Origin of the sequence: Burkholderia sp. RS01 (assembly GCF_039748055.1) — a bacterium.
Lineage (GTDB): Bacteria > Actinomycetota > Actinomycetes > Actinomycetales > Micrococcaceae > Arthrobacter.
In genome coordinates this window covers 72,391-98,984 of the sequence record NZ_JBDLAK010000014.1, presented here as the reverse complement: position 1 = coordinate 98,984, position 26,594 = coordinate 72,391, and the positions used below count along the sequence as shown (strand labels likewise).

The window sequence follows — 26,594 nt, the reverse complement described above, 5'->3', positions numbered from 1 at the left end:
CGGGACGAGCACCTCGATGCGCCGGGGGTCGGGGCTTCCGGATCCGGCCGCGCTCAGCTGTGCACCGCCGTCGAGTCGTCCACGGGCGTTTCCTCAGCATCCGCGCCGGCGAACTGGGACATGTACAGCCGGTAGTAGGCGCCTTCGGACGCCAGGAGGGCCTGGTGGTTGCCCTGCTCCACGATCTTGCCGTTCTCCATCACCAGGATGGTGTCGGCATCGCGGATGGTGGAGAGCCGGTGGGCGATGACAAAGCTGGTCCGGTCGGTGCGCAGCGCCGCCATGGCCTTTTGCACCAGGAGTTCGGTGCGGGTGTCCACGGAGCTCGTTGCCTCGTCCAGGATCAGCAGTGACGGGTTGGCCACGAAGGCCCGGGCGATGGTGATGAGCTGCTTTTCGCCGGCACTGACGTTGTTGCCCTCTTCGTCGATGACGGTGTCGTAGCCGTCCGGAAGCGCCCGGACGAAGCGGTCCACGAACGTGGCCCTGGCCGCCGCCATGATCTGGTCCTCGGTGGCGTCGAGCTTGCCGTACCGGATGTTGTCGTAGATGGAGCCGCCGAACAGCCATGCATCCTGCAGCACCATGCCCACCTTCGAACGGAGCTCGGCCCTGCTCAGGTGTGTGACGTCCACGCCGTCCAGCGTGATGGAACCGGAGTTGAGCTCGTAGAAGCGCATGACGAGGTTCACCAGGGTGGTCTTGCCGGCGCCCGTGGGCCCGACGATGGCCACGGTGTGCCCGGGCTCGGCCGTGAAGGACAGGTGCTCGATGAGCGGCTTGTCCTCGGTGTAGCTGAAGGTGACGTTCCGGAATTCCACGTGCCCGTCGGTCTTGGCCGGCAGGTGCTCGGTGGCGGTCTCGGGGTCCTGCTCGTCCGCGTCCAGGAACTCGAACACGCGCTCGGCCGAGGCCACGCCGGACTGCAGCATGTTGGCCATGCCCGCCATCTGGCCCAGCGGCTGGGTGAACTCGCGCGAGTACTGGATGAACGCCGTGGCGTCGCCCAGGCTCATGCTGCCGGAGGCAACGCGCAGGCCGCCCACCACGGCGATGCCGACGTAGCTCAGGTAGGAAACGAACTGCATGACCGGGAAGATGATGCCGGAGACGAACTGGGCGCCGAAGCTGGCCTTGTACAGGGCCTCGTTCCGCTCCTCGAAGCGCTCCAGCATGTCGGCGTCGCGGCCGAAGACCCGCACCAGGTCGTGGCCCGAGAAGGACTCCTCGATCTGGCCGTTGAGCTCGCCCGTGTTCTTCCATTGCGCGGCGAACAGCTTCTGGCTGCGCGCGCCGATCATGCCGGCGGCCACGCCGGACAGCGGCAGTGCGATCAGGGCGATAAGGGCCAACTGCCACGAGACGATGAACATCATGATGACAATGCCTAGGACCGTGAGCACCGAGCTGATCAGCTGGGCGAAAGCCTGCTGCAGCGCCTGCTGGACGTTGTCGACGTCGTTCGTGACCCTGGACAGGACATCGCCGCGCTGGCGGGTGTCGAAGTAGTTCAGCGGAAGCCGGTTGAGCTTCTTTTCGGTGTCGTCGCGGAGCTGGCGGATGACCTTCATGACAATCCGGTTCAGCACGTAACCCTGTAGCCACAGGAAGATGTTGGCCACGAAGTACATGAGCAGCACTGCGGAAATCAGGACGGTCAGCTTCTGGAAGTCGATTCCGGTGCCGGGGACGAGCTCCATCCGGGAGATCATGTCGGCGAAGTTGTCCTGGCCCTGCGCCCGCAGGCCCTCGACGAACTGCTCCTTGCTGGCTCCGCCGGGGAGCTGCTTGCCTACGACGCCGCCGAAGATGACGTCCATGGCCTGGCCGAGCACCTTGGGCGCGATGACGTTAAGAACCACGGACACGATGACCATGGCCACCACGACGTAGATGCCCGCGGCCTCGGGCTTCAGCAGCCTCAGGAGCCGCTTGGCGGAGGGCCAGAAGTTCTGGGCCTTCTTCGCCGGCATCGCGCCGAACATGCCGCCGTCCGCCTCGGAAGGCTTGTACTCCTCCTCGACGAAGTCGTCGTCCTCCAGCTCCGTGGCGTCCGTGGCCGGCTGCTCCGCGAGTGATGCTTTATCCAGGCGTGCGCCCTTCTTGTCGGCCGTCATGCCACTTCCTCCACGCTCAGCTGGGACTCAACAATTTCCTGGTAGGTGGGCGATGTTTCCAGCAGTTCATCGTGCGTGCCGCGGTCCACGATCCTGCCGTTGTCCAGGACCAGGATCTGGTCCGCGTCAGTAATGGTGGAAATCCGCTGCGCCACGATGATCACCGTGGCGTCGGCCGTGGTGGGCTTCAGGGCTGCGCGGAGCCGGGCGTCGGTGGCGACGTCCAGGGCCGAGAATGAGTCGTCGAAGAGGTAGACCCTGGGTTTTGTCACCAGAGCCCGGGCGATGCACAGGCGCTGGCGCTGTCCGCCGGAGACGTTGGTGCCGCCCTGGGCGATCCGGGACGCGAGGCCGTTTTTCTTGTCCCGGACGAATCCGTCGCCCTGCGCCACGTGCAGGGCGTCCCAGAGTTCCTCGTCGGTTGCCTCGGTTTTGCCGAAGCGCAGGTTGTGCTCGATGGTTCCGGAGAAAAGGTAGGGCCGCTGCGGTACGAGGGCCACGCGTCTGGTGATCTCGGCCCGGTCCAGCTTGCTGACGGAGACGCCGTCGAGCAGCACCTCGCCTTCGGCGATGTCGTACAGCCGGGGCAGCAGGGACAGCAGCGAGGATTTTCCCGCGCCCGTGGAGCCGATAATCGCCACGGTCTCCCCCGGGCGGGCGGTGAAGCTGATGTTGCTCAGGACGGGGGCTTCCGCCCCGGGATAGGCGAACGTGACGTTCCGGTATTCCACGACGCCTTCCAGTGCCGCGGGCGTCTCCGGGTGTTCGGGGTCATGGATGGAGGGCTCGACGTCGAGCACCTCGCCGATGCGGTCCGCGCACACCGACGCGCGGGGAATCATCATGGCCATGAACGTGCCCATCATGACGGCCATGAGGATCTGGAGCAGGTACTGCAGGAAGGCCGTCAGGGAGCCGACCTGCATGTCGCCGGAGTCCACCCGCTGGCCACCGAACCACAGCACGGCTGCCGTGGAGAGGTGGAGGATCATGCCGATGGCCGGGAACATGAGGACGAACAGCGCTCCGATCTTCAGGGAGACGTCCGTCAGTTCCTTGTTGGCCTCGCCGAAACGCTCGGTTTCGTAGGGCTCCCGGACGAAGGCCCGGACCACGCGGATGCCGATGATCTGCTCGCGCAGGACCTCGTTGATGCGGTCGATCTTCTTCTGCATGGACCGGAACAGCGGCATCAGGCGGACCACGATGTAGCCGACGACGACGATGAGCACCGGCACCGAGACCCACACCAGCCAGGACAGGCTGATGTCCTCCCGGAGGGCCATGATGATGCCGCCGATGCACATGATGGGGGTGGAGACCATGAAGTTCAGACCCATGAGCACCAGCATCTGCACCTGCTGGACGTCGTTGGTGCCGCGGGTGATCAGCGTGGGTGCACCGAACGTGTTGACGTCCTTGGCGGAGAAGCTGGTCACCTTGCGGAAAACGCCGCGGCGCAGGTCGCGCCCCACGGCCATGGCCGTCTTGGAGCCGAAGTACACACCAGCGATGGCGGCGCCCACCTGGATGAACGCCACCACGAGCATGACGCCGCCCGTCCGCCAGATAAAGTCGGTATCGCCGCGGGAAACGCCTTCGTCAATGATTTGGGCATTAAGGCTTGGCAGGTACAGGGCCGCGATGGTGGACGCCAATTGAAAAACAATAACGGCCAATATGTACGGCATATACGGTTTGGAATAGCGCCGTATGAGGGTGACGAGCATGCTCACGTATCCTTTGGGAGAGAGCGCGAATTGGTACTGGAAGTAATATCAGCCCGGTCTGACATCCTAGGCCTTCCCACTCTACGAAATCCGTTGCCCGTGCGAAACATCGGCAGGCGAAGATCATCCCCACGGAGTACGCTCGGGGCGCGCAGCAGGCTGCGGGTCAGTTACGCGCGGAGGTGAGTTCCGCCGTCGGGCTTTCCTGCCGTGCTTCACGCGGCTGTACTTCACGCTCCGCCGCCTCACCGGTGCCGGCCGGACCCTGCGCGGCATCTGCGGGGCGGGTGGCGGGCTGGATGTCCACTGTGCGGCGCAGCGGGCGCTCCGTGATGAGCAGGACGGCGATGAGCGCCACCACGGCAATAACGCCTGCGATCAGGAAGATCTCGGCCGTTGCGTCGCCGTAAGCTGCCCGCATGATGTCCCGCACGGGGGCAGGCATGTCGGCGAGGTCGAGCGTAGCCCCTGCCGATCCGCCGCCCACGGGGATGCCGGCCGCTGCGAATCCCTGGGCGGCGAGTTCCTTGACGCGGTTTCCGAGGACGGCGCCCAGGACCGAGACGCCGATCGCGCCGCCCACGGACCGGAAGAAGGCCACGGATGCGCTGGCGGTGCCGATGTCGCGTGCGCTGACGGTGTTCTGGACGGCCAGGACGAGGTTTTGCATCAGCATGCCGAGCCCCAGGCCCAGGATGGCCATGAAGATGCCGGCCTGCCAGAGTTCGGTGGTGTGGTCCATGGTGCCGCCGAGACCCAGTCCGCCAATGAGGAGAATGGAGCCCACAACCAGGTAGCGCTTCCATTTGCCGGTGCGGCTGATGAGGAGTCCTGAAACCACAGAGCCGATCAGGTTGCCGGCGATCATGGGCAGGGTCAGCAGGCCGGCCTCGGTTGGCGTGGCGCCGCGTGCAATCTGGAAGTACTGGCCGAGGAAGGTGGAAGAGCCGAACATGGCCACTCCGACTGCGACGGAGGCGACGATGGCCAGTGCTGTGGTGCGCTCGGAAATGATCTTCAGCGGGATGATGGGCTGGGCCACCTTGGACTCCACGAACACCAGCAGCGCGAGCAGGAGCACGCCGCCGCCCACCATCAGGGCCGACTGCCAGGACCACCAGTCGTAGTAGTCAGGGTTACCCGCGAACGAAACCCAGATCAGCAGGAGGCTGACGCCGGACGTGAGCAGGATGGAACCGAGCCAGTCGATCTTGGCGGGACGCTTGATGTGCGGGATCTTCAAGGTGATCTGGAGCAGAACCAGGGCGACGACGGCGAGCGGCACGCAGACGAAGAATGTCCAGCGCCAGCCCAGCGGGCTGTCGACGATGAAACCGCCGAGCAAGGGTCCGCCGGCAGTGCCGACGGCCATGACGGCGCCCATGTAGCCGGAATACTTGCCGCGGTCGCGCGGCGGAATCATGGATCCGATGATCGCCTGTGCCAGCGCCGTCAGCCCGCCCATGGCCACGCCCTGGATAACGCGTGCAGTCAGTAGCAGGGGGATGGTTGCGGACAGGCCGGCCATGACCGATCCGGCGACGAAAATCACGATGCTGAGCTGGACCAGGACCTTCTTGCTGAAGAGGTCGGCGAGCTTGCCCCAGATGGGCGTGGTGGCCGCGTTGGCCAGCAGCGCTGCGGTGATGACCCAGGCGAAGTCGGTCTGCGTGCCCTTCAGTTCAGACATGATGGTGGGCAGCGCATTGGCCACGATGGTGCTGCTGAGGATGGCGGTGAAAAATGCGGCCAGGAGGCCGGTGAGGGCTTCCATGATCTGGCGATGGGTCATCGCCGCGGGCGGCGCAGATGTCTGGATCGACACTGAATCTCCTAGAAAGTGGGGTTCGTTGTGATGGGTCCGGCCGTCTTTGCCCGGGCGGAGTCCCTGAGGGATCCCGCGAGATTGCGGAGAACTCGCGCCGTCTCCTCGGCGTCCTGCTGGCTCCATCCCTGCAGGTAACCCTGCAGGGTGGCGGTGCGGTGCTCCTCAATTTCGACCAGCCTGGCCCGCCCCGCCTCGGTGAGGGCGACGAGCTGCGCCCGCCCGTCCTCGGGGTCGGGCCTGCGGTGGACCAGCCCCAGCTCTTCGAGTTCGGCAATGTGCCGGCTGAGGACGGGTGCGCTGACTCCCAGCCGCGCGGCCAGGTGTGTTGCGCGGGACTCCTTCTCCCCCACGAACCGCAGGACCCCCTGCAGCGCCACCCCGGTGTCCAGGCCGCGCGCATTGGCGACAGCAACGCACCGGACTGCCCGCTGAAGGTCGAAAATCTGGTGGACTAGTTCTGCCGCGGTGTTTGGCTCGACTGCCATGACGGACCGCTCCTAATCGCTTGCCTTAGGCAACTATACCCTTAAATGGTTGCTTTAGGAAACTAACTGCTCTGCCGGCCGGTAAACCTGCCCTTAAACACGAAGCGCGAACCGGCAGCTAATGACCTCAAATTCGTGCTGAGAGGTCATTAGCTGCCGGTTCGCGCTGAGTTGTTCGCGCTTAGGAGGTTGCTGGTGCGGCTACGGGGCCAGGTGCGTGGGGGCGAACATCTGGAGCAGGGTTTCGACGACGACGACGTTCGGGCCGTCCGCGGCGAAGCCCGCCTTGAGCGCGTCCCCCACGTCCTCCGGCGCCACCCGGGTGGCCGGCACGCCGAACGCCTCGGCGAGCTTCACGAAGTCGGGCCGGGCCAGTTCGGTGGCCGTGGCCTTGCCGAACGCCCCCACCATGTACTCGCGCAGGATGCCGTAGCCGCCGTCGTCCACGATCAGCCACGTGACCGGCACGTTGTGCTGCTTGGCCGTGGCCAGTTCCGAGATGGAGTACATGGCCGAGCCGTCTCCGGACACGGCCAGCACGCGCGCCGAGGCGCCGGACTTGCCCACCGTCTCCAGCCCCACGGCGCCGCCGATGGCCGCCGGGAAGCCGTAGCCCAGGCCGCCGGCGCCCTGGGCCGAGTGGAACTGCCCCTCGCGGGCGTCCCAGCAGCTCCAGCCCCAGTAGGCAGAGATGGTCATGTCCCAGAACGTCTGCATCTCCGGGGGCACGGCTTCACGGATATCGGCCATGAATTTGAGCTCTTTGCCGAGGTCCTGGGATTCAAGCCGTTCCCTGACCTTGGCCACCGATTCCCGGACCAGGTCCTCGGGCGGTGTGCCATGCCAGTTGGCGCGTTCCCCGTGCGGCTCGATCAGTGCCGCGTCCAGCGCCGCGAGGGCCTGGCCGGCGTCGGCGCGGATGCCCAGGCCGGGCCTGTTGGACTCCAGGACGCGCGGTTCGGCGTCGATCTGGATGATCCTGCCGCGCGGTTCGAAGGTGAAGTAGTTCGACGTTACTTCACCCAGCGACGAGCCGACAACGATCAGGACGTCGGCGTCCTCGAGCAGGTCCGTCATGTGGCGGTCCTCGATCCAGGACTGCAGCGACAGCTCGTGGTTCCATGGGAAGGCGCCGTTGCCGCCGGGGGTGCAGATGACCGGGGCGCGCAGCTTCTCCGCGATGGAGAGGAGTGACTTTTCCGCCCGGCCGCGGCGCGTTCCGCCGCCGGCGATGATGGCGGGACGTTCCGCCGTCGACAGCCATTTGACCGCTTCGCGGACCAGCTCGACGCGCGGCGGGTTGTCCGCCGCTTCCGCGAGCGCATCCTCGACGGGCGGCACCATGATGGGGTCCAGCAGCACGTTCTGCGGGATTTCGAGCCAGACAGGGCCTTGCGGTGACGAGATCGCCTCGGTCCAGGCATCCTGGATGGCCGACGGGATGCCGGAGGCGTGCTGGATCAGCCGCTGGCTCTTGGTGACGTTCGCGGCCGAGGCCTTCTGGTCATCGAGCTGGTGCAGCATGCCCTTGCGGCGCGCGCCGAGGCCCTCGAGCGGGATCTGGCTGGCGATGACCACCATGGGCACGCCGGTTGCATAGGCCTCCTGCAGCCCGGCGAGCGAGGTCAGCGCGCCCGGGCCGGTGGACAGGAACAGCACGCCGACTTCGCCCGTGGCACGGGAGTAGCCGTCCGCCGCGAAGGCACTGTTGTTCTCCACGCGTGAGGATACGAAGTGGAGGTTTCCGCGCCCCATGGCGTCAAAAAGGCCCAGGGCGTGCTGGCCGGGAATGCCAAAGACAGTCTTCGCGCCCAGGGCTTCAAGGGTTTCGACGACGAGATCCCCGCCGTTGCGGACGTCCGTCCCCTTGGTGGGGGCTGCCGTCCCGGGGTCGAAGTCGATCACTTGACGGCCCCCGCTGCCTCGGAGATCTCGATGCGTTCGGCGGCCCGGTTCGGCGCTCCCGGGGCGGCGAACCCGGCCGGGCGCCGCGCTTCCTGTCCCAGGGACTGGGCGGCGTAGCCGGTGTCGGCACCAAACCGGTCCCCTGCGACGGTGTTGTCCGCCATCAGGGTCACCAGTTCGTAGGCCACGTGGCTGGCGGCGACGCCCGTGATTTCCGCATGGTCGTACGCGGGGGCGACTTCCACGACATCGGCACCCACCAGGTTCATGCCGCGGAAGCCGCGGATGATCTCGAGCAGCTCACGGCTGGTGATGCCGCCGGCCTCGGGCGTGCCGGTGCCCGGGGCGTGGGCGGGGTCAAGGACGTCGATGTCAACGGAGATGTACAGCGGGCGGTTGCCGATCCGGTCCCGGACCTTGGCCACGGTCTCGAGGACACCCTGGTAGTAGACGTCGGCCGAGGTGACGATGCCGAAGCCGAAGCGGTGATCGTCGTCGAGGTCCTTCTTGCCGTACAGCGGGCCGCGGGTGCCGATGTGGCTGATGGCCTCGGTGTCCAGGATGCCCTCCTCCACCGCACGGCGGAACGGGGTGCCGTGCGTGTATTCGGCCCCGAAGTAGGTGTCCCAGGTGTCCAGGTGCGCATCGAAGTGCAGCATGGCCACAGGCTCCCCGGCGCGCTCGGCGGCGGCACGGAGGAGCGGCAGGGCGATCGTGTGGTCCCCGCCCAGGGTGACCAGCTTGCTGCCGGCGGCGGTGAGGTCCAGGGCGTTCTGCTGGATGGTCTCAATGGCCTCGTTGATGTTGAACGGGTTGACGGCCATGTCGCCGGCGTCGGCCACCTGGCAGTTTTCGAACGGGCTGACGTCCCAGGCCGGGTTGTACGGGCGGAGCAGCCGGCTGGCTTCGCGGACGTGGTTGGCGCCGAAACGCGCGCCCGGGCGGTAGGAAACACCGGAGTCGAACGGCACGCCGACCACCGTAATGTCCGCCTTGGACACCTGGTCCAGGCGGGGCAGGCGGGCATACGTGGCCGCCCCGGCGTAGCGGGGAATACGGGATGAATCGATGGGGCCAAGGTTGCCGTTGGCTTCGATGCGCAGCTCTTCCAAAGGAACGCCTCTCCTTCGAGGATGAAAGGTTGGGTGTGACAGCCATCATACACTCAAAGTTTCCTAATGCGCATCATCTGTTTACAAACATCTCCGACGGCGGGGTATGCGGCACTGCGGGGCATGAACGCGCGGCGGACGGCCCGGTCCGCTTCCACAGCGGCCGGCTCAGCTCAAGGGAGAACTCAGTTCAGGGGAGAAAGGGGGCTACCGGCTCGCTGCGGGCACCAGGACCCACAGCACCTCAACCGATTCATCCGTCGGGTTCACCCAGGTGTGGGGTTCCCGCCCCGGGAAGGTGACGGTGTCGCCGGAATTGAGCACATACTCCTCATTGGTGAGGATGAGCTTGATGGTGCCCTTGATGACGTGCAGCACATCGACGTCGCAGTCAACGGCATAAAGCTCCGATTCGCCGCGGCCCATCGGGGCAATGACGGCCTGGATGATCTGGACGCGCCGCTCGGAGCGCGCCGTCAGCAGCCGCTCCACGATCCCTTCGCCGCCCAGCGAGATGCGCGGGCCGGCGTCGCGCTTTGTCAGGTGGGTTTCCGGGGCGGCGAACAGGTCGCCGATGGAGATCGAAAGCACCTGACACAGCGTGACCAGCGACGCGACGGACGGCGACGTCAGATCGCGCTCGACCCGGCTGAGGAAGCCCTTGGTCAGGCCGGTGGCATCGGCAACCTGTTCAATGGTGAGCCGCTGCGACTGGCGTGCGGCACGGATTCTTGAACCGATGGCAACCGGAACATTGCTCGGCTCAACTGGTAGTGCCTTCATTTACGAACCTTTCACGGCCGGCCGCTCGGCCCCATCTTTGGAGCCATACTAGCGGCCCGCCCCCGATCCGACGCGGCGGGAATCGCGTCACAGGAGATTGCGTCTTGACTGTTACTCCGATCACAGCCTACGCTTTTGTGCAACAAGTGTTGCTTATCAAGCAACCGAAGGTGAATCCTTCACACTTCCACTCCCAGAGCAGCGGAATCCTTGCACCACCAACGGCACTCCCCCGGATTCCAGCACAAGCTGCCAGAGCTCCAAGGAGCCCCAAAAAATCATGGACGCAAACTTCGTCAATATCGCCATCGTGGTGACCTATCTGGTCGCCATGCTAGCCTTCGGCTGGTGGGGCAAGTCCCGCACCAAGAACAACAGCGACTTCCTCGTGGCCGGCCGCCGCCTTGGTCCCCTGCTTTACACCGGCACCATGGCCGCCGTCGTCCTGGGCGGCGCGTCCACCGTGGGCGGCGTCGGCCTGGGCTACAAGTTCGGCATCTCCGGCATGTGGCTGGTAGTCGCCATCGGTTCGGGCGTTCTCCTGCTGAGCCTGCTTTTCGCCGGCACCATCCAGCGGCTGAAGATCTACACGGTCTCCCAGATGCTGAGCCTGCGCTACGGCCAGCGCGCCACCCAGACCTCCGGCATCGTCATGCTGGCCTATACGCTGATGCTCTGCGCCACCTCCACGGGCGCCTACGCCACCATCTTCGTGGTCCTGTTCGACTGGGAGCGCTGGCTCGCCATCGCCGTCGGCGGCGCCATCGTGCTGGTCTACTCCACGATCGGCGGCATGTGGTCCATCACCCTCGCCGACCAAGTGCAGTTCATCATCAAGACGGTCGGCATCTTCTTCCTCATGCTCCCGTTCGTCCTCAACGCCGCGGGCGGCCTGGACGGCATCCGTGCCCGCGTTGACGCGAGCTTCTTCCAGCTCGACGGCATCGGCGTGCAGACCATCATCACGTACTTCGTGGTGTACACACTTGGACTGCTGATCGGACAGGACATCTGGCAGCGCGTCTTCACCGCCAAGACCCCCACCGTGGCCCGCTGGGGCGGCGCCACCGCCGGCGTCTACTGCATCCTGTACGGCGTCGCCGGCGCCTTGATCGGCCTGGCCGCCCGCGTGGCCCTGCCCGACATCGACGTCAAGGCCCTTGGCAAGGACGTTGTCTACGCCGAGGTCGCGACCCACATCCTGCCGATCGGCATCGGCGGCCTGGTCATGGCCGCCGCCGTCGCCGCCATGATGTCCACGGCCTCCGGCGCCCTCATCGCCGCTGCAACGGTTGCCCGCGCCGACGTGGTCCCGTTCGTAGCCAGCTGGTTCGGCAAGACGATCAACACCGACGACACCGAAAACCCCGAACACGACGTCAGGGCCAACCGCTACTGGGTCCTCGGCCTGGGCATCGTGGCCGTGTTGATTTCCATGGCGGCGCAGGACGTCGTGGTGGCCCTGACCATCGCCTACGACATCCTGGTGGGCGGCCTGCTGGTTGCCATCCTGGGCGGCCTGGTCTGGAAGCGTGGCACGGGCATCGCTGCGGCCTGGTCCATGGCCGTCGGCTCGGTCCTGACCTTGGCTCTGCTGATCGCCTACGCAACAGGGATTATCCCGAGCGAAGACGGCGTCTACGCCAACGATCCCATTTACTGGGGCCTCGGGGCATCGCTGCTCGTCTACGTCGTGGTCTCCTACCTCACCCCTCCCACGGAGCCCGAGGTCCGCGAGGCCTGGGACCGTCGCGTTGCCGGAGCGGTCTCCGAAGAACTCCCGCTGGAAGCCCACCCGGTGGCCAGCCACGCGGCTCCCTGAGCCTCACCGAATTAATCACGACGGCGGTGCCTTCCCTTCGCGGGGAAGGCACCGCCGTCGTCGTTCACAGCAAGGTGGTGGCGGCGCTTACTCGTTTTCCTCGGACTCCAGGAACTCGTCTCCGTCCAATGGCGGCGGCACGATGGGCTGGTCCTCGCCGCGGAAGTCGTCCACGTCCAGCGGAACCACGCGCTCGGCTTCGTCGAACAACTCCTCCTCCTCCGTCTCGTCATCGCTAACGGGGGCGTCCTCGGCGTAGTCGTAGGCGGGATCGGACTCCAGGGAGTTCCGGACGGGCGGGATGGGGAGTTTGCCGTTGGTGTTCATGGTGAAACCTCCGTGCGCTAGGGCTGACGGCAGCCGAATCGAACCACGCCTTCAGCCTGGCCTGAACCCGAATCGGCCGGGGGCGGGCCTGCCGGCGAACCCGCCCTGGGTTTCATTCGAACACCACGGGCGCGGGCGGTCAAGGGCAGCGCGGAAGGCCACGGAAAACCCCGCAAGGGACCGCATTTTTAAGGGCTCCCTAAACTCTTGCCTGAGGACCACCGGCCGAAAATCCGCGGAATTGCGGGGTAAGCTGGGCATGCAATGGGGCCGAACCATGCCTCATCTAGCCCAGGAGCTCACGTGTCTCAGCACGCCAAATCTGACCGCCACCCCGACGCCGCCACGGCGCCCGCCGGGCTCGGCCCCGCATCCACCGCCGCAGCCCCGAAGAACCCAGCCCCAAACACCGCCGCACCGAACAGCGTTCCCACTGCAGCGGACATCAAGCGCTGGCGCCAGTACCTGGCCGACGAACGCGCCGAGGCCGCCGTGTACCGGGACCTGGCCCAGAGCCGGTCCGGCGAGGAGCGCGCCATCCTCCTGGCCCTCGCCGAAGCCGAAGGCCGTCATGAGGCCCATTGGCTCAAGCTGCTCGGCGGTCACGCCGGCAAGCCCCGCCACGCCTCGCTCCGCAGCCGGCTGCTCGGCTTCCTGGCACGGCACTTCGGCTCCGTCTTCGTGCTCGCGCTGGCGCAGCGCGCCGAAGGACGCTCCCCGTACACCAAGGAACCGTCCGCCACCCCCGCCATGGCGGCCGACGAACAGATCCACGAAGAAGTGGTGCGGGGCCTGGCCACCCGCGGCCGCAACCGGCTCGCGGGCACGTTCCGGGCGGCGGTCTTCGGCGCGAACGACGGCCTGGTCAGCAACCTGTCACTGGTCATGGGCATGGCGGCCACGGGCGTGGGCAGTGCCGTGGTCCTGCTGAGCGGAATTGCCGGGCTGCTCGCCGGCGCGTTTTCCATGGGCGCGGGTGAGTTCGTGTCCGTGCGTTCGCAGCGGGAACTGCTGGCCGCAACCCTTCCCACCCAGGTCACGCTCGCCGCGGCTCCCCAGCTGGACATCGAACACAACGAGCTCCTGCTGGTGTACCTCGCCCGCGGCATGTCCCGTGAGGCCGCCGAGCACAGGGTGGCCGAGCGCATGGGCCTCTTCGCCTGCGACTGCGATCCGAGCCTTTCGCTCCGGCCCGAGCTGCCGAAAACCGAGGATGAGCACGAGGCTGTGGGCACGGCATGGGGTGCGGCGCTCTCCAGCTTCTGCTTCTTCGCGTCGGGCGCCATCGTCCCCATCATTCCGTTCATTTTCGGCATGACGGGACTCGGCGCGCTCGTGGTGGCCGCAGCCCTGGTGGGCATCGCGCTGCTGGCAACCGGCGGCGTCGTCGGCCTGTTGTCCGGCACTTCTCCCCTGACCCGTGGCCTCCGGCAGCTGGCCATCGGCCTGGGCGCGGCCGGCGTCACCTATCTGCTGGGGATGGCCTTCGGCGCCGTGATCGCCTAGTGGGAACGGCCGGCGCCCGGCACCTTACCGGGGCGCTTTAGTGGACGGTCCGGTCGAACAGGGCGAAGGGGCCCAGCACCCTGGCGGCGGACTCCGGCGCAGGAAGCATGCGCGGCATTCGGCACCAGCGGGGGCGGCCAGGTTTGTCCGCAATCTTGTCCTCATCGCCGTCTTCGGGTGTGTGGCTTTCCTGGCGGCAGGACTCGCCTTTGGGGATCCGCGCCTTGTTGGGCTGCTGGATTTCCGCGCCGGCGGCGGCCAGCCCGCGGGCCGGGCGGCCGGGCCCGGGGAGGCCGGGCAGGCGGAGAAGACCGGCCAGGCCGCGCAGCCAGGTATCCAGCCCGGTGGGGCAGGCCGCGCCGCGGACGCGCCGCCGCCTGGCCTCGAGGAGTCGGATTCGCCGCTGGGGACGCCGGTGCCTCCGGCGGAGCGCAGCGACTCGTACAAGTTCCTCGCCGTGAATGCCGACGGCACCCCGGTTGGCTACTCGCCGTGCCGTCCGCTTCACTACGTCGTGAACGCAGATCTGGCACCGGAGGGAGCGGCCGGGTTGGTCAGCGAGGCGATCAAGACCGTGTCCCGCGCCACGGGCATCCGGTTCATCAACGACGGCGCCACGGACGAACAGCCCTCGGAACACCGCGCCCCGTACCAGCCAGGGACGTACGGCGACAGGTGGGCGCCGCTGCTGGTCGCCTGGACCAACCCGGACGTGGCGCCGAAACTCAAGGGCCAGATCATCGGCACCGGCGGCAGCACGCACTACAGCTACGGCGACGGACCCAAGACGTTTGTCACCGGCAGCCTCGAGCTGGACGCCCCGCAGATTGCGGAGGAACTGGACCGCCCGGACGGCGCCGCGTACGCCACCGCGGTCATCCTGCACGAGCTGGGCCACGTGATGGGGCTCGAGCACGTTGATGACCCCGTCCAGCTGATGTACCCGGAGATCGGCGCTCCGGACGGACTGGCTTCCGGAGACCTCAACGGCCTGCAGGCGCTGGGCAAGGCGCCCTGCCGCAAGGACCTCTAGGCCGCAGCGTCCTCCAGCCGCGGTTCCAGCGGGCACGTGCCCTCAGGCGTCCAGGACGGCGAGCGCCTCCTCCACGCTGTCCACCAGGAAGATCCGCTGCTCCATCCTCCTGCCCTGGGCGAGGCTCCGGAGCATGGGCCACGCGGGGAACCGGCGTTCCCAGTGGTCTCGCCCCACGAGCACCATGGGGGTCACTGTCTCCGGGGCGCCGTAGTAGTTTTCGCACGCATCCTGGAAGATTTCCTGGACGGTTCCGGCGGCGCCGGGAAGGAAGACAATCCCGCCGTTGCAGAGCTCCAGGAGCACGGCCTCGCGGACCGAATTCGCGAAGTACTTGGCAATGTGGGTGGCGAAGTAGTTGGGTGGTTCGTGTCCGTAGAACCACGTGGGGATGCCCAGGGATGCGGTTCCGCCCGGAAAGCGCTCGACGACGGCTTCCGCGGCCCGCGCCCACGCGGACACCGAGGGGCGGAAGCCGGGGACGGAGGACAGTTCACCGAGGACGCCGTGAAATTCCGTTCCGGGCACCGCACTCAGGTAGGCGCCCAGATTCGCGGCTTCCATGGCGCCCGGCCCGCCGCCGGTGGCCACCATTCGCCCGCCGCGGGCGAGAAGCCGGCCCAGCATGGCGGCGTCGGCGAAGTCCTTGGTTCCGCGCTGCGATGCGTGGCCCCCCATCACGCCGACGATGGTGCGTCCCTCGCTCCGGGCCGAGCCCGCGAGTGCCTCGAGGGCGTCGCCGATGGCGTGGTCGTGCAGGGCGGCCGCCAGGGTGGAATCCAGGCGGCGGCGCTGGCCCGGCCGGATGCTCCACTGGTACACGAGAGCGTCCGGGGTTGCCTCATACGGCGCGTGCCGGATGCCGGCGTACAGCTCCTGCGGTGTGTACAGCTCACCGCGGTAGGGGTCGAACGGCACGCCGCCGAGCCGCGGGAAAATCAGGGCACCGCGCCGGCGCAGTGAGTCCTCCACGCCGGGATCGAACGTGCAGCCCAGGAAAATGGCGCCTTCCGCGTCCAAGGCGGCCAGCGCGGCCGACCTCCCGCGGAGGTCAAGCGACTGCGCGTGCCAGCCGTGCATGGCCTTGGCGCCGGCGCGAACCAGCTGGTCGAAACCGGCCACGCTGTCCACCTCAAGTGTCCGAGGACTGGGAGTCAGGCTGCCGGAGGGGTTCATGGGTGCCAGCCTAGCGAGTGGTGCCAGGCGCGGGGGCCAGGCGCGGACGCCGCCAGGCGCGGACGCCGCCATGCGCGGGTGCGGCGGGCCCGGCACCAAAACTGAAGCGCCCCGCAGCGTGGGCCGCGGGGCGCTTCAGTCGTGTCTTGCCGGAACCAGGTCAGGAGACCTGGAGACCGCCGTTGATGTCGTACGTGGCGGCCGTGATGTAGCCCGAGTCCTCGCCCAACAGGAAGGAGATCAGTGCGGCCACTTCCTCGCGGGTGCCGACGCGGCCCATCATGATGCCTTCCGACATCTGCGCCTTGCGCTCCTCGGACAGCGTGCCACCCATGATGTCCGTGTCGATGGGGCCCGGTGCAATGGAGTTGACGGTGACGCCGAACTGGCCCACTTCGCGGGCCAGTGCACGGGTGAACCCGATGATGCCGGCCTTGGATGCGCTGTAGGCGACCTTGGAGTAGGTGCCGCCGCCACGCTGGGCGGAGATGGAGGAGATGCTCACGATGCGCCCGAGCTTGCGCTCGATCATGCCCTTGAGCACACGCTGGGAGACGACGAAGGTTCCGCGCATGTTGATCGCGAAGACCTTGTCCCACTCCTCCACGGTGGTCTCCATGAAGGTGGTGGGCGAGCTGATGCCCGCAAGGTTGGCCAGGGCCACGATCGGCGGCAGCGCTTCTTCCACCTCGGTGATCGCCCGGTCCACGGACGCTGCATCGGAGACGTCGGCGCCGACGCCGATTGCCTTTACCGCTCGGTTGGAGCCGATCTCGGCGGCTGCGGCCTTCGCGTCCTCGGCGTTGATGTCCAGGATCGCGATGGACCAGCCTTCGCGGGCCATGCGGTCAGCCGCTGCGCGGCCGATGCCGCGGGCGGAGGCCGCACCGGTCAGCACGACCGTGCGTTCTGCGGGGAAAGGAGTGGTTGAGCTCATTGCGGGTATTCCTTCAGGTGGTACTTGGGTCGTACTTAGCGGGTAACGGTGACTTCAGCGGCAGCTGCGACGGCCGGATCCAGCGCTGCATCGCCCTCGGGGCGCTTGCGTGCATAGAGGTAGGTGGCGATTGCCGTGACGCAGAGGCAGAAGGACAGGAAGAGCAGTCCGCTCTGGTTACTGCCGGTCGCGTCCTTGAGCAGGCCTACGGCATACGGTGCCACGAAGCCGCCGAGGTTACCGAGGGAGTTGACCAGGGCGAGGCCCGAAGCAGCGGCTGCGCCGGTGAGCGCTGCGGACGGCATGGACAGGAACGGGGCGATGGCGCCGTAGATGCCCATGGCAGCGGCGGTCAGGGCGATCATCGCGAGGATCGGGTTGACGGGCAGCAGGTAGCCGGCAGCCAGCAGGCCAATTCCGGCGAGGACCATGCTCACCGAGCTGTGCCAGGCGCGCTTTCCGGTCTTGTCGGCACGCTTGCTCCAGAAGTACACGAAGACCGCGGCGATGGCGTAAGGAATGAGGACGATGAACCCGACCTCGGCCGTGGAGAACTTGCCGAGGGCCGCAACGATGGTGGGCATCCAGAGACCCAGTCCGTAGATGCCGCAGACGAGGCCGAAGTACAGGGCCGAGTAGACGAGGGTGCGCTTGTCCTTGAGGCCGGAGAGGAAGTTGTGGCTGCCGCCCTTGGACTTGGCTGCCAGTTCGGCGTCCATGGTGGTGGCAAGCCATTCGCGCTCGTCGGTGTTGAGCCACTTGGCGTCCCGCGGGCGGTCCGTCATGAGAATGGGGGTCAGCAGGCCCAGGAGGATAGCGGGGATACCCTCGAGGATGTAGAGCCACTGCCAGCCCTGCAGGCCCATCACGCCGTCCATCTGGAGCAGGAGCCCCGAGACCGGGGCGCCCAGTGCATTGGACACGGGCTGGGCGAGGATGAAGATGCCCAGCACGGTGACGCGCTGCGCTGCGGGGAACCACAGGGTCAGGTAGAACAGGATGGCCGGGAAGAAGCCGGCCTCGGCGGCACCGAGCAGGAACCGGACGATGTAGTAGGTGCTTTCGCCGTTCACCAGGCACATGGCGGTCGCGAAGAGACCCCACGTGATCAGGATGCGCGCCAGCCACTTCCGGGCTCCGAAGCGGTACATGCCCGCGTTGCTGGGAACCTCGAGGAGTGCGTACCCGAGGAAAAAGATGCCGGCGCCAAGGCCGTAGGCAGCGGAGTTCAGGCCGATGTCCTCACTCATGGTGAGCTTGGCGAATCCGACATTGTTCCGGTCGAGGTAGGCAACGAAGTAGAGCAGGACGATCAGGGGCATGACGCGGCGGCGGACCTTGCGGAGCGTGCGGTCGCCAAGCTCTCCGAGTCCGGTGGACCTATTGGTTAATGAAGTCATCATCGACCTTCTATCTGTCGGTTCCGGACCGGCGGCTGCGCGCGGCGGGAATCCGATGCTTTTTATGAGGGGGTTCTGCCCGGTTCAGGAAGCTGGATCAGAATTCGATCTGATGTCAGACATCTGACGGAAGAACATGAGCAAAAGCATAGAAGGGTGATGCGCATTACGTCAAGGGCGGCCGCGCAGGCTCAGGACTTGGGCCCGTAAACGTAGCGCTCGTAGTCCTCAAATGTCTGGTCCATGTGCTCATCCATGGCCCGGCGCGCCAGTTCGGAGTCCCCGGTCAGGATGCTGTCGAGCACACGCTGATGGAAGGCGATGGCGTGCCGCTGGATTTCCTTGATGGCGGAGGTCTCCCGCCGCGCCAGGTACAGCGACTGTCCCAGCTGGGCCAGGAGGGCGCGGACGAAGGGGTTGCCGGAAGCCTTCAGGACCGTGTCGTGGAAGGCGATGTCCGCCAGCACGAAACCGTCCAGGTCCCCGGACTCGTGGTGCCGCTTCATGTCCGCAACGTACTTCCGCATCTCCTCGGCGTGCTCGGGAGTGTGGCGCTTGGCGGCGAGAGCGGCGGCGCCGGTCTCCACCATGCGCCGCACTTCAATCAGGCCCCGCGAAACCTGGTCCGCGGCATTGCCGTGCGAGGCCGCCTTGATGATCGCGTCAAGGCCGGTCCAGTTGTCCGTGGGGTTCACGAACGTTCCGCGCCCGGCTTTGACATACAGGATGTTCTGCGCCCGCAGCACTTTGAGTGCCTCGCGGACGGTCAGCCTGCTGACTTCGTAGGCCTTGGCGATGTCGGCTTCCGGGGGCAGGGCGTCGTGGGGCTTCAGCCGCCCGTCAAGGACGTCGTCCAGCAGGCCGTCAACGAGGTCGTCAACAAGTGTCCTGCGACCCATGGAACGTCCTACTTTCGCCTTGCATACTTCCCCTCGATGCGCCTAACACTACAGAAACGCGGGCACACTCAGGAAAACGCCCGGCCGCGGGTCAGCCGTTGGCACGGGAGCCCGTAACATAGGCGTCCAGCCGCCCGAGGGTCCTTTCGATGTTCGCCGGGTGGCGCCGGAGGTAGCCCACCAACCGGAGGAAGAGCTTGCCGCGGACCTGCCGGGCGTCCCACTGTTCCGTCACCCGCGTACCCGGGGTCCCCGTGCCGTCCGTGGCCGGTTCCAGCAGGTAGCGCCAGACATGGCCGTAAAAGTGCCGCCAGCCGATTCGGCGGCCTTCCTCAAACTCGGTCACAGTGTTGAGGATCTTGTAGTCCACCTTGACGTTCATCTCCATGCCGAACCTGGCCCCCGGCCCCAGCCTCTCTGGTCCGCTGGGCTGGGCGCCCCTCACGGTGTCCGAGCCGTCGATTTCGCTGTGGAGGGCCGGCGTGGCCAGGACCTCGAAAATCTCTTCCGGCGAGGCGGCAATGAAACGGTCCCTGGACACGAGGTAGCGGTTGTTCATCCCGCCAGCCTAGCCGTTCCAAAGTGTTGCAGAATTGAGCATGCAGACTTCATCGTCAGCCGGTGTCCGGCGTCCGCGCATCGGCATTCCCGTCCGGCTCAGCAGCTCAGCCGACCCCGACCCCCGGGTGGCCGAGGCCAACGACCTGTTCGATTACATTGTTGACCTGGTGCGCGGCGGCGGCGGGGAACCGGTGCTGCTCACTCCCCAACTGCTTGGCGGCGGAACGCGCGACGGCGGACGCGGCGCCGTGTCGCCCGGGGCGCTTGACGGCGTCGTCCTTCCCGGCGGCGGCGACCTTGACCCCCGGCTGTACGGCGAGGAACCGGGCGGCGCCTGCTACGACGTCAGCCCGGAACAGGACCGGCTGGACATTGCGGTGGCGCGGCAGGCGATCGAGGCGGGACTCCCCCTGCTGGGGATCTGCCGCGGACACCAGCTGCTCAACGTCCTGTACGGCGGCACGCTCATCCAGGACATGGCACCGGGAGCCGTGCCCCACCGCGACAGCCCCGCTGACGGCGGCGGGCTGTGGGCCTGGCACGACGTCACCATCACGCAAGGATCCAAGGTGGCGCGGCTGTACGGCGCGGTCACGGATCCGGTGTCCCGAAGCACCGGGGCCAGCAGCGTGAAGATCGCTTCCGGACACCACCAGGCCGTGGCGCACGTGGCGCCCGGCCTGGTGGTGACTGCAGTCGCGGATGACGGAACAGTGGAGGCCCTCGAGGATCCCGACCGGTGGGTGGCTTCGGTCCAGTGGCACCCCGAGGCAGTCGAACTGCCGGAGGCCCAGCGGCTGGCGCCGTTCCGGGCCTTCGTGGACGTGTGCCGCGGGTAAAACTGCTCCTAGATGGCGATGGCGGCGGCCAGGCGCACCGGCAGCCCGGTTTCGAGTGACTCCTGCGCCGCGTCCGCCACGCGCGAAGCCGCCACGGCGTCCTCCGGTGTGCACGGGTTTTGCCGGCGGCCCAGCACGAGCTCCACGAAGGCCGCCATCTCGGAGCGGTAGGCCTGGTCAAAACGCTCCGCGAACGTCTTGTGGGACTCTCCGGACGGGAACGCGATGCCCGCCTCCGCCGACGTCAGCGCCGAGTTCTCGTCCAGGCCCACCATGAGGGAACCGGCTGAGCCTTGGATTTCCAGCCGGACATCATGCCCGGCCCCGTTGTAGCGCGAGGCTCCCACGGAACCGAGCGTGCCGTCGTCGAACGTGACGAAGGCCAGCGCGGTGTCCACGTCCCCCACCGCACCGATGGCCGGGTCGCCGTTGTTGGAGCCTTTGGCGTAGACCTCGACGATTTCCCGGCCGGTGAGCCAGCGCAGGATGTCGAAATCGTGCACCGAGCAGTCCCGGAACAGCCCGCCGGATGTCGCCAGGAATTCCACGGGCGGCGGCGCCATGTCGCAGGTGACGGCGCGCAGCGAGTGGATCCAGCCGAGCTCTCCTGCCTCGAAAGCGCGCTTTACCTCGAGGTAGCCGGCATCGAACCGCCGCTGATGGCCGATCTGGACGGTGCCTCGGTTGGCCCGGATGTACTCCAGGACCGGAAGCGAATCCGCCACGTTCATGGCCACCGGCTTCTCACAGAACACCGGAATGCCGGCGTCGACGCCTGCCCTGATCAGCTCCGGATGCGTGCCGGTGCCGGTGGCGATGACCAGGCCGTCGATCCCGGATCCGATCAGCTCCTCCACCGACGGCAGGAACTCGGCGCTCAGACTATCGGCTACGGTGCGGGCGTGATCCGCCGCGACATCCGTCAGCCGGAGCCGCACGTTGATCCCCTGTGCGTGGAGCACGCTGTTCAGCGATGTGATGTTGCGGGCGTGCATCACGCCGATGCGGCCCACGCCGACCAGTCCGAGCGTTATGTCCTTCATGCGTTTCCTTTGAGTGAAGTGGTTCCGTGTTCAGGCACGCAGCTGGGTCGGCGTTCCGGCGCTTGCCGCCTCGGCGACTTCCGCCTGGACTTCCTTGACGATGTCGCCGTGGCCGCCGAGCTGTTCGAGCTCGTGGGCGAGTTCGGCGAGTTCGGCGCCGCCGGCCATCTGGGCGGTGAGTTCGTCGAGGGTGATGTCCTTCTTGTCGTAGTAGCCGATCGATTTGCCGCGCTTGAGCAGCAGGAACCGGTCACCGACCGGGAAGGCGTGGTGCGGGTTGTGGGTGATGAAGATGACGCCGAGGCCGCGGTCGCGGGCCTGCAGGATGTAGCGCAGCACCACGCCGGACTGCTTGACGCCGAGGGCCGCCGTCGGTTCGTCCAGGATCAGGACCTTCGCGCCGAAGTAGACGGCGCGGGCGATCGCGACGCACTGGCGTTCACCGCCGGAGAGCTGGCCGATGGGCTGTTCGACGTCGCGGAGGTCGATGCCCATGTCCGCTAGTTCCTTCTTGGTGATGTCCTTCATCTGCTGGACGTCCATGCTCTTGAACGGGCCAAAACCGCTGGTCAGTTCCGAGCCGAGGAAGAAGTTCCGCCAGATGGGCATCAGCGGGACGACGGCGAGGTCCTGGTAGACGGTGGCGATGCCGACGTCCAGGGCGTCCCGGGGAGAGCCGAATTTCCGTTCCTCCCCCATGATGTTCAGGACGCCTTCGTCGTGCTGGTGCAGCCCGGCGATGATCTTGATCAGGGTGGATTTGCCGGCGCCGTTGTCGCCCAGGACGCAGGTGACGCGGCCGTTGTCCACTGCCATGGTGACGTCGGTGAGCGCCACGATGTTGCCGTAGTGCTTGCCGACGTTCTCCAGCGAGAGGAGGTGCACGGGGGTGTGGGTCAGCGGGTCCTTCTCGTCCTTGAGGAGCTGCTGCTGGTCGATCTGTTTGGCGTTCATGGTGTTCAGCCCTTACTTGAGTCTGCGCGGCGCTTGACGATCAGGTTCACGATGGTGGCCAGGAGCAGCATCAGGCCCAGGAAGAACTTGAACCAGTCCGGGTTCCACTGGGCGTAGACGATGCCCTTGTTGGCCATGCCGAAGATGAACGCGCCGATCGCGCCGCCCACGGCCGAGCCGTAGCCGCCGGTGAGGAGGCAGCCGCCGATGACCGCGGCGATGATGTAGAGGAATTCGTTGCCCACGCCTTCACCGGACTGGACGGCGTCGAAGGCGAAGAGGTTGTGCATGCCCAGGATCCAGCCGCAGAAACCGACCGCCATGAACAGTCCGATCTTGGTCGCCTTGACCGGGACACCCACGGCGCGGGCCGCGTTCGCGTCTCCGCCGACGGCGAAGATCCAGTTGCCCACCTTGGTGCGCAGCAGCACCCACGACGCCACCGCAACCAGGACGATCCAGATGAAGACCGTGTTCTTCACATCCACGCCGCCGATGTTCACTGACGAGGAGAAGACGGCCTGCGCCGACGCGTAGCCATCCATATCGGAGATGGACGGGGAGGACACGCCGCCGCCGATCATGCGCGTCAGGCCCAGGTTCAGGCCGGTCAGCATCAGGAACGTTGCCAAAGTGACGATGAAGCTGGGCAGCTTGGTCTTCATCAGGATCCACCCGTTGATGTAGCCGATGCCCACCGACACCACCAGGGCCAGTCCTACGCCGATCCACACGTTCATGCTGAAGTACCAGCTGAACATCGACGCTGTGAGGGCGGAGCTGATCACGGCAACACCCGTGGAAAGGTCGAACTCGCCGCCGATCATCAGCAGCGACACGCCCACCGCCATGATCCCGATGGTGGAGCTGCCGTACAGGACGGTGGCGAGGGCGTTCGGCTGGATGAAGGTCTGGGACACGGAGGCGAAGAACACGAAGAGGACGATCGCGCCGACGAGGGCGCCGACTTCCGGGCGGCCGAGCAGCTTCTGCAGGGGGTTGCGCTTGACGACGCGCTCATCGGGCGCCGCCGGTTTTGTAATGGTCTGGGTCATAGTCATGATGATTCTCCTTGCTGCCGGGCCCGGTGGTGGCCGGGCCCGGCTGGCGGGCTGTTAGCGGATACCCTGTTCGGCGAACTTCACGACGTCCGCTGCGTTGGACTCATCGACGATGGACGGGCCGGTGAGGACCGCCTGGCCGCCGCCGATCTTGAAACCGCCCCGCTTGACCTGCCACAGCGCATCAATGGAGCCGTAGCCCTGCAGCCATGGCTGCTGGTCGACCGTGAACATCACGCTGTGGTCGACGATCTTCTGCGCGAGCTCACGGTTCAGGTCGAAGCTGGCAACCTTGGCCGAACTTCCGGCCGTGGCCACGGACTTCAGGAGCGTCAGGGTGATGGGTGCGCCCAGGCCGATGATGACGTCGGCATCCTTGGATGCCTGGAGCTTCGCGGTCGCGGTGGACTCGACGGAGGTCATGTCAGCGCCGTTCACGTAAAGGATCTCGGTTCCGGGCACCTTGGCCTTCACACCGGCGCACCGGGCTTCGAGGCCCACGTGGCCCTGGGCCTGGATCACGCAGATGGGGTGTTTGGCGCCCTGCGACGCCAGCCTTTCGCCGACCGCCTGGCCCGCGAGCTGCTCATTGGAGCCGAAGTGGGTGAAGGCGCCGAGCTGCTTGGACACGGATTCGCCGGCGTTGAGGCTGACGATGGGGATGCCGGCAGCGGTTGCCTTCTTCAGTGAGTCCTTCAGCGCATCCGGCGTGGCCAGCGTGACCGCGATTCCGTCCACTTTCTGGTCAATGGCCTGCTGGATGAGCTGCGATTGCCGGCCGGCTTCCGGGTCACCGGTGTAGAGCAGTTCAACATTGTCTTTCGCCGCCGCTTCCTCGGCACCCTTGCGGACGGTGTCCCAGAAGGTGTCCCCTGCCGGAGCGTGCGTGATCAGCGCGATCTTCATCCGGGGCGTCGATGCAACCTGGCCTGCACCGCCGCCGCTGTTCGCTTCGGGGGCACGCCCGCCCTGGCTCGAACAGGCGCTCAGTGCCAGCATCGGCACAACAGCGGCCATCACGGCCGTCTTCCGCCACGAAAACTTGGTCACTATGAATCTCCTTTGATTTAGGGGCCGCGACCTCCGCCACGATGCGGGGTCAGCAAGCCTGCTACACCGATCATGGTGACTCAGGCCACAGATGTCAATAGTTTGTCCTGACATTAGGATGTTTTAACGAGATCCGGCGCCGGGAACCTAGGCGAAGCCCGCTGCGAGGCCGTTGCGCCGTCCGCGCAGCGGCCCAAAAAGGGCCCGCGAGCACCCTTGACCGCGGGCAGCTCACTGCTATTATCAGAAAGGCAGTATGTCCTATCAAGCGAACATGCACCGGACATACGAATTCCTGGACGCAGGACGGCCCGCAGCACTAAGGGAGCACTCAATGGCGAACCAACTTCACCTCAGCATCGACAGGTCGTCGCCGGTGCCGCTGTACCACCAGGTGGTCCAGGGCATCGAGGCCGCGATCCACACCGGGCTCCTGGAGCCAGGCAGCCGGCTGGAGAATGAAATAGATCTCGCCGCCCAGCTGAACCTCTCCCGGCCCACCATGCGCAAGGCCATGGATGAGCTGGTCCGCTCCGGGCTGCTGGTCCGGAAGCGCGGCGTGGGCACCCAGGTGGTTTCGAGCCAGGTCCGCCGGCCCCTGGAGCTGTCCAGCCTTTATGACGACCTCACCAACAACGGCAGCAAGCCCACCACCGAGGTCCTGACGTTCGCGCACATCGAGGCCGACGACGCCACGCGGCAGGCGCTGCACCTCCCGGCAGGCGCGAAGGTCTACCACTTCACCCGGCTGCGCAAGGTTGGCGGCAAGCCGCTGGCCCTGATGGAGAACTGGGTCCGCGATGACATCACGCGGATCGATGAGGAACTGCTCGGTTCCCAGGGCCTCTACGGCATTCTGCGCAGCGGCGGGGTCAACTTCCGGCTGGCCACGCAGCGGATCGGGGCGATGGTGGCCAACGGGTACCAGGCCCCGCTCCTCGAGACCGAGCCGGGCTCCGCCCTGGTCACCATGGAGCGCACCGCCGTGGACGACACCGGCCGGAACGTCGAGACGGGCCACCATGTGTACCGCGCCGATTCGTACAGCTTTGAAATGACCCTTGTGCAGCGCTAGACACTCAGCGCAGCCGACACGATCTGAAAGAGAACACATTCATGGCCGACTGGGTATATCCGCTGGGCAGCGCAGCCGAAGGCTGCTGGGACGTCTCACTGGGAACGGCGGACTCCAGACTCCGCGTCGACGGGTGGGCACACACGGGACTGAAGGTGGCAACGCTGGCCCCGGGTGCCGCCGTCGAACTCCCCGCCGCGGGCGAGGAACGGATCGTGATTCCGCTCAGCGGCGCCTTCACGGTGACCGTGGACGGTGAGAAGTACCAGCTGGCCGGCCGCGCCGGCGTCTTCAGCGGCCCCTCCGATGTGCTGTATTCCGGAACGGGGAAGGCCGTCACTGTCAGCTCGTCCGACGGCGGCCGGGTCGCGGTCGCCACGGCGCCCGCCAAGGTCCAGTACCCCACCCGCCTGATCACCGCGGCGGAGGCGCCCGTGGAGCTGCGCGGCGCCGGAAACTGCTCGCGCCAGGTCCACAACTTTGGCACGCCGGCCGCGCTGGAGGCGGACCGTTTCATTGTGTGCGAGGTGATCACCCCCGCCGGCAACTGGTCCTCCTACCCTCCCCACAAGCACGACGAGGAGAACGACGGCGAGACGCGCCTCGAGGAGATCTACTACTTCGAGACCCGGGTGGCCGATCTTCCCGGCATCGCCGGGCCCGGGGAGGACGCTGACGCCATCGGCTACCAGCGGGTCTATGCCTCGGACGAGCGGCCCATCGATGTCGCCGCGGAGGTTCGCACCGGCGACGTGGTCCTGGTCCCCTACGGCTGGCACGGTCCGGCGATGGCCGCGCCCGGCTACGACCTGTACTACCTCAATGTCATGGCCGGCCCCGGCCGCGTCCGCGACTGGCTCATCAGCGACGACCCCCACCACGGGTGGGTCCGCCAGAGCTGGGAAGGCCAGGACGTGGATCCCCGGCTGCCGTTCCGCGGCTAGCGCCCGG

Annotated in this window: 23 protein-coding genes; 6 read left to right on the top strand and 17 right to left on the bottom strand. The window is 66.7% G+C overall.

Annotation, left to right across the window (positions count from 1 at the left end; all coding sequences use genetic code 11):
* Positions 1-53: 53 nt before the first annotated feature.
* The 7 genes from ABFP37_RS14225 to ABFP37_RS14195 form a co-directional block, all read right to left on the bottom strand.
* Positions 54-2,117 (bottom strand): ABC transporter ATP-binding protein, encoded by a 2,064-nt coding sequence (locus tag ABFP37_RS14225; RefSeq protein ID WP_078028573.1) that lies wholly within the window; start codon positions 2,115-2,117, stop codon positions 54-56.
* Positions 2,114-3,847 (bottom strand): ABC transporter ATP-binding protein, encoded by a 1,734-nt coding sequence (locus tag ABFP37_RS14220; protein ID WP_347033983.1) that lies wholly within the window; start codon positions 3,845-3,847, stop codon positions 2,114-2,116. Before ABFP37_RS14220 ends, ABFP37_RS14225 begins: the two co-directional genes overlap by 4 nt.
* A 166-nt stretch (positions 3,848-4,013) precedes the next feature.
* Positions 4,014-5,672, bottom strand: coding sequence for an MFS transporter (locus tag ABFP37_RS14215; RefSeq protein ID WP_347033965.1), 1,659 nt, complete (start codon positions 5,670-5,672; stop codon positions 4,014-4,016).
* 8 nt (positions 5,673-5,680) lie between these two features.
* The gene (locus tag ABFP37_RS14210; protein WP_078028571.1) at positions 5,681-6,160 is read right to left on the bottom strand and encodes a MarR family transcriptional regulator; all 480 of its coding nucleotides are present in this window, start codon (positions 6,158-6,160) and stop codon (positions 5,681-5,683) included.
* A 201-nt stretch (positions 6,161-6,361) separates the two neighbouring features.
* Positions 6,362-8,065, bottom strand: coding sequence for a thiamine pyrophosphate-binding protein (locus ABFP37_RS14205; RefSeq protein WP_078028570.1), 1,704 nt, complete (start codon positions 8,063-8,065; stop codon positions 6,362-6,364).
* Positions 8,062-9,177 (bottom strand): agmatinase, encoded by a 1,116-nt coding sequence (speB, locus tag ABFP37_RS14200; protein WP_078028569.1) that lies wholly within the window; start codon positions 9,175-9,177, stop codon positions 8,062-8,064. Before speB ends, ABFP37_RS14205 begins: the two co-directional genes overlap by 4 nt.
* A gap of 207 nt (positions 9,178-9,384) precedes the next feature.
* Positions 9,385-9,960 (bottom strand): cupin domain-containing protein, encoded by a 576-nt coding sequence (locus ABFP37_RS14195; RefSeq protein ID WP_078028568.1) that lies wholly within the window; start codon positions 9,958-9,960, stop codon positions 9,385-9,387.
* A gap of 280 nt (positions 9,961-10,240) precedes the next feature.
* Between ABFP37_RS14195 and ABFP37_RS14190 the strand changes: the two genes are divergently transcribed.
* Entirely contained in the window at positions 10,241-11,782 is a 1,542-nt protein-coding gene (locus ABFP37_RS14190) for a sodium:solute symporter (protein ID WP_078028567.1), read from the top strand.
* A gap of 87 nt (positions 11,783-11,869) precedes the next feature.
* Here the strand turns inward: ABFP37_RS14190 and ABFP37_RS14185 are convergent, their stop codons facing one another.
* Positions 11,870-12,109, bottom strand: coding sequence for a hypothetical protein (locus ABFP37_RS14185; protein ID WP_078028566.1), 240 nt, complete (start codon positions 12,107-12,109; stop codon positions 11,870-11,872).
* A 303-nt stretch (positions 12,110-12,412) separates the two neighbouring features.
* Here ABFP37_RS14185 and ABFP37_RS14180 point away from each other — a divergent pair, with 303 nt between their 5' ends.
* Both ABFP37_RS14180 and ABFP37_RS14175 read left to right on the top strand, forming a co-directional pair.
* Positions 12,413-13,615, top strand: a complete 1,203-nt coding sequence (locus ABFP37_RS14180) for a VIT1/CCC1 transporter family protein (RefSeq protein WP_078028565.1) — start codon at positions 12,413-12,415, stop codon at positions 13,613-13,615.
* Between the two features lie 40 nt (positions 13,616-13,655).
* On the top strand, positions 13,656-14,648 hold the full coding sequence (locus tag ABFP37_RS14175; protein ID WP_347033964.1) for a matrixin family metalloprotease: 993 nt from the start codon (positions 13,656-13,658) through the stop codon (positions 14,646-14,648).
* Positions 14,649-14,690: 42 nt separating this feature from the next.
* Here the strand turns inward: ABFP37_RS14175 and ABFP37_RS14170 are convergent, their stop codons facing one another.
* The 5 genes from ABFP37_RS14170 to ABFP37_RS14150 all read right to left on the bottom strand — a co-directional run bounded on the left by ABFP37_RS14170 (position 14,691) and on the right by ABFP37_RS14150 (position 19,619).
* Positions 14,691-15,824: a Rossmann fold nucleotide-binding protein gene (locus tag ABFP37_RS14170; protein WP_078028563.1), complete on the bottom strand. Its 1,134-nt coding sequence runs from the start codon at positions 15,822-15,824 to the stop codon at positions 14,691-14,693.
* A 160-nt stretch (positions 15,825-15,984) separates the two neighbouring features.
* The gene (locus tag ABFP37_RS14165) at positions 15,985-16,761 is read right to left on the bottom strand and encodes an SDR family NAD(P)-dependent oxidoreductase (RefSeq protein ID WP_347033963.1); all 777 of its coding nucleotides are present in this window, start codon (positions 16,759-16,761) and stop codon (positions 15,985-15,987) included.
* A gap of 35 nt (positions 16,762-16,796) precedes the next feature.
* Positions 16,797-18,164, bottom strand: a complete 1,368-nt coding sequence (locus ABFP37_RS14160) for an MFS transporter (protein WP_347033962.1) — start codon at positions 18,162-18,164, stop codon at positions 16,797-16,799.
* A gap of 188 nt (positions 18,165-18,352) precedes the next feature.
* The gene (locus ABFP37_RS14155; protein WP_078028561.1) at positions 18,353-19,060 is read right to left on the bottom strand and encodes a FadR/GntR family transcriptional regulator; all 708 of its coding nucleotides are present in this window, start codon (positions 19,058-19,060) and stop codon (positions 18,353-18,355) included.
* A gap of 91 nt (positions 19,061-19,151) precedes the next feature.
* Entirely contained in the window at positions 19,152-19,619 is a 468-nt protein-coding gene (locus ABFP37_RS14150) for an SRPBCC family protein (RefSeq protein ID WP_078028560.1), read from the bottom strand.
* 40 nt (positions 19,620-19,659) lie between these two features.
* On the opposite strand from ABFP37_RS14150, the gene ABFP37_RS14145 reads away from it, so the two are divergent.
* Positions 19,660-20,460, top strand: coding sequence for a gamma-glutamyl-gamma-aminobutyrate hydrolase family protein (locus tag ABFP37_RS14145; RefSeq protein WP_347033961.1), 801 nt, complete (start codon positions 19,660-19,662; stop codon positions 20,458-20,460).
* A gap of 8 nt (positions 20,461-20,468) precedes the next feature.
* On the opposite strand, the gene ABFP37_RS14140 is transcribed toward ABFP37_RS14145, so the two are convergent.
* Genes ABFP37_RS14140 through ABFP37_RS14125 form a run of 4 tightly spaced genes read right to left on the bottom strand, consistent with a single transcriptional unit; the run spans position 20,469 to position 24,568 of the window.
* Positions 20,469-21,503, bottom strand: coding sequence for a Gfo/Idh/MocA family oxidoreductase (locus tag ABFP37_RS14140; protein ID WP_347033960.1), 1,035 nt, complete (start codon positions 21,501-21,503; stop codon positions 20,469-20,471).
* 30 nt (positions 21,504-21,533) lie between these two features.
* Positions 21,534-22,457: an ATP-binding cassette domain-containing protein gene (locus ABFP37_RS14135; RefSeq protein ID WP_347033959.1), complete on the bottom strand. Its 924-nt coding sequence runs from the start codon at positions 22,455-22,457 to the stop codon at positions 21,534-21,536.
* A gap of 5 nt (positions 22,458-22,462) precedes the next feature.
* Positions 22,463-23,518: an ABC transporter permease gene (locus ABFP37_RS14130; protein ID WP_347033958.1), complete on the bottom strand. Its 1,056-nt coding sequence runs from the start codon at positions 23,516-23,518 to the stop codon at positions 22,463-22,465.
* 54 nt (positions 23,519-23,572) lie between these two features.
* The gene (locus tag ABFP37_RS14125; RefSeq protein ID WP_347033957.1) at positions 23,573-24,568 is read right to left on the bottom strand and encodes a substrate-binding domain-containing protein; all 996 of its coding nucleotides are present in this window, start codon (positions 24,566-24,568) and stop codon (positions 23,573-23,575) included.
* A 334-nt stretch (positions 24,569-24,902) separates the two neighbouring features.
* Here ABFP37_RS14125 and ABFP37_RS14120 point away from each other — a divergent pair, with 334 nt between their 5' ends.
* Positions 24,903-25,643: a GntR family transcriptional regulator gene (locus ABFP37_RS14120; protein ID WP_078028555.1), complete on the top strand. Its 741-nt coding sequence runs from the start codon at positions 24,903-24,905 to the stop codon at positions 25,641-25,643.
* Between the two features lie 41 nt (positions 25,644-25,684).
* Positions 25,685-26,587, top strand: a complete 903-nt coding sequence (iolB, locus tag ABFP37_RS14115) for a 5-deoxy-glucuronate isomerase (RefSeq protein WP_347033956.1) — start codon at positions 25,685-25,687, stop codon at positions 26,585-26,587.
* The last annotated feature ends 7 nt before the right edge of the window (positions 26,588-26,594 follow it).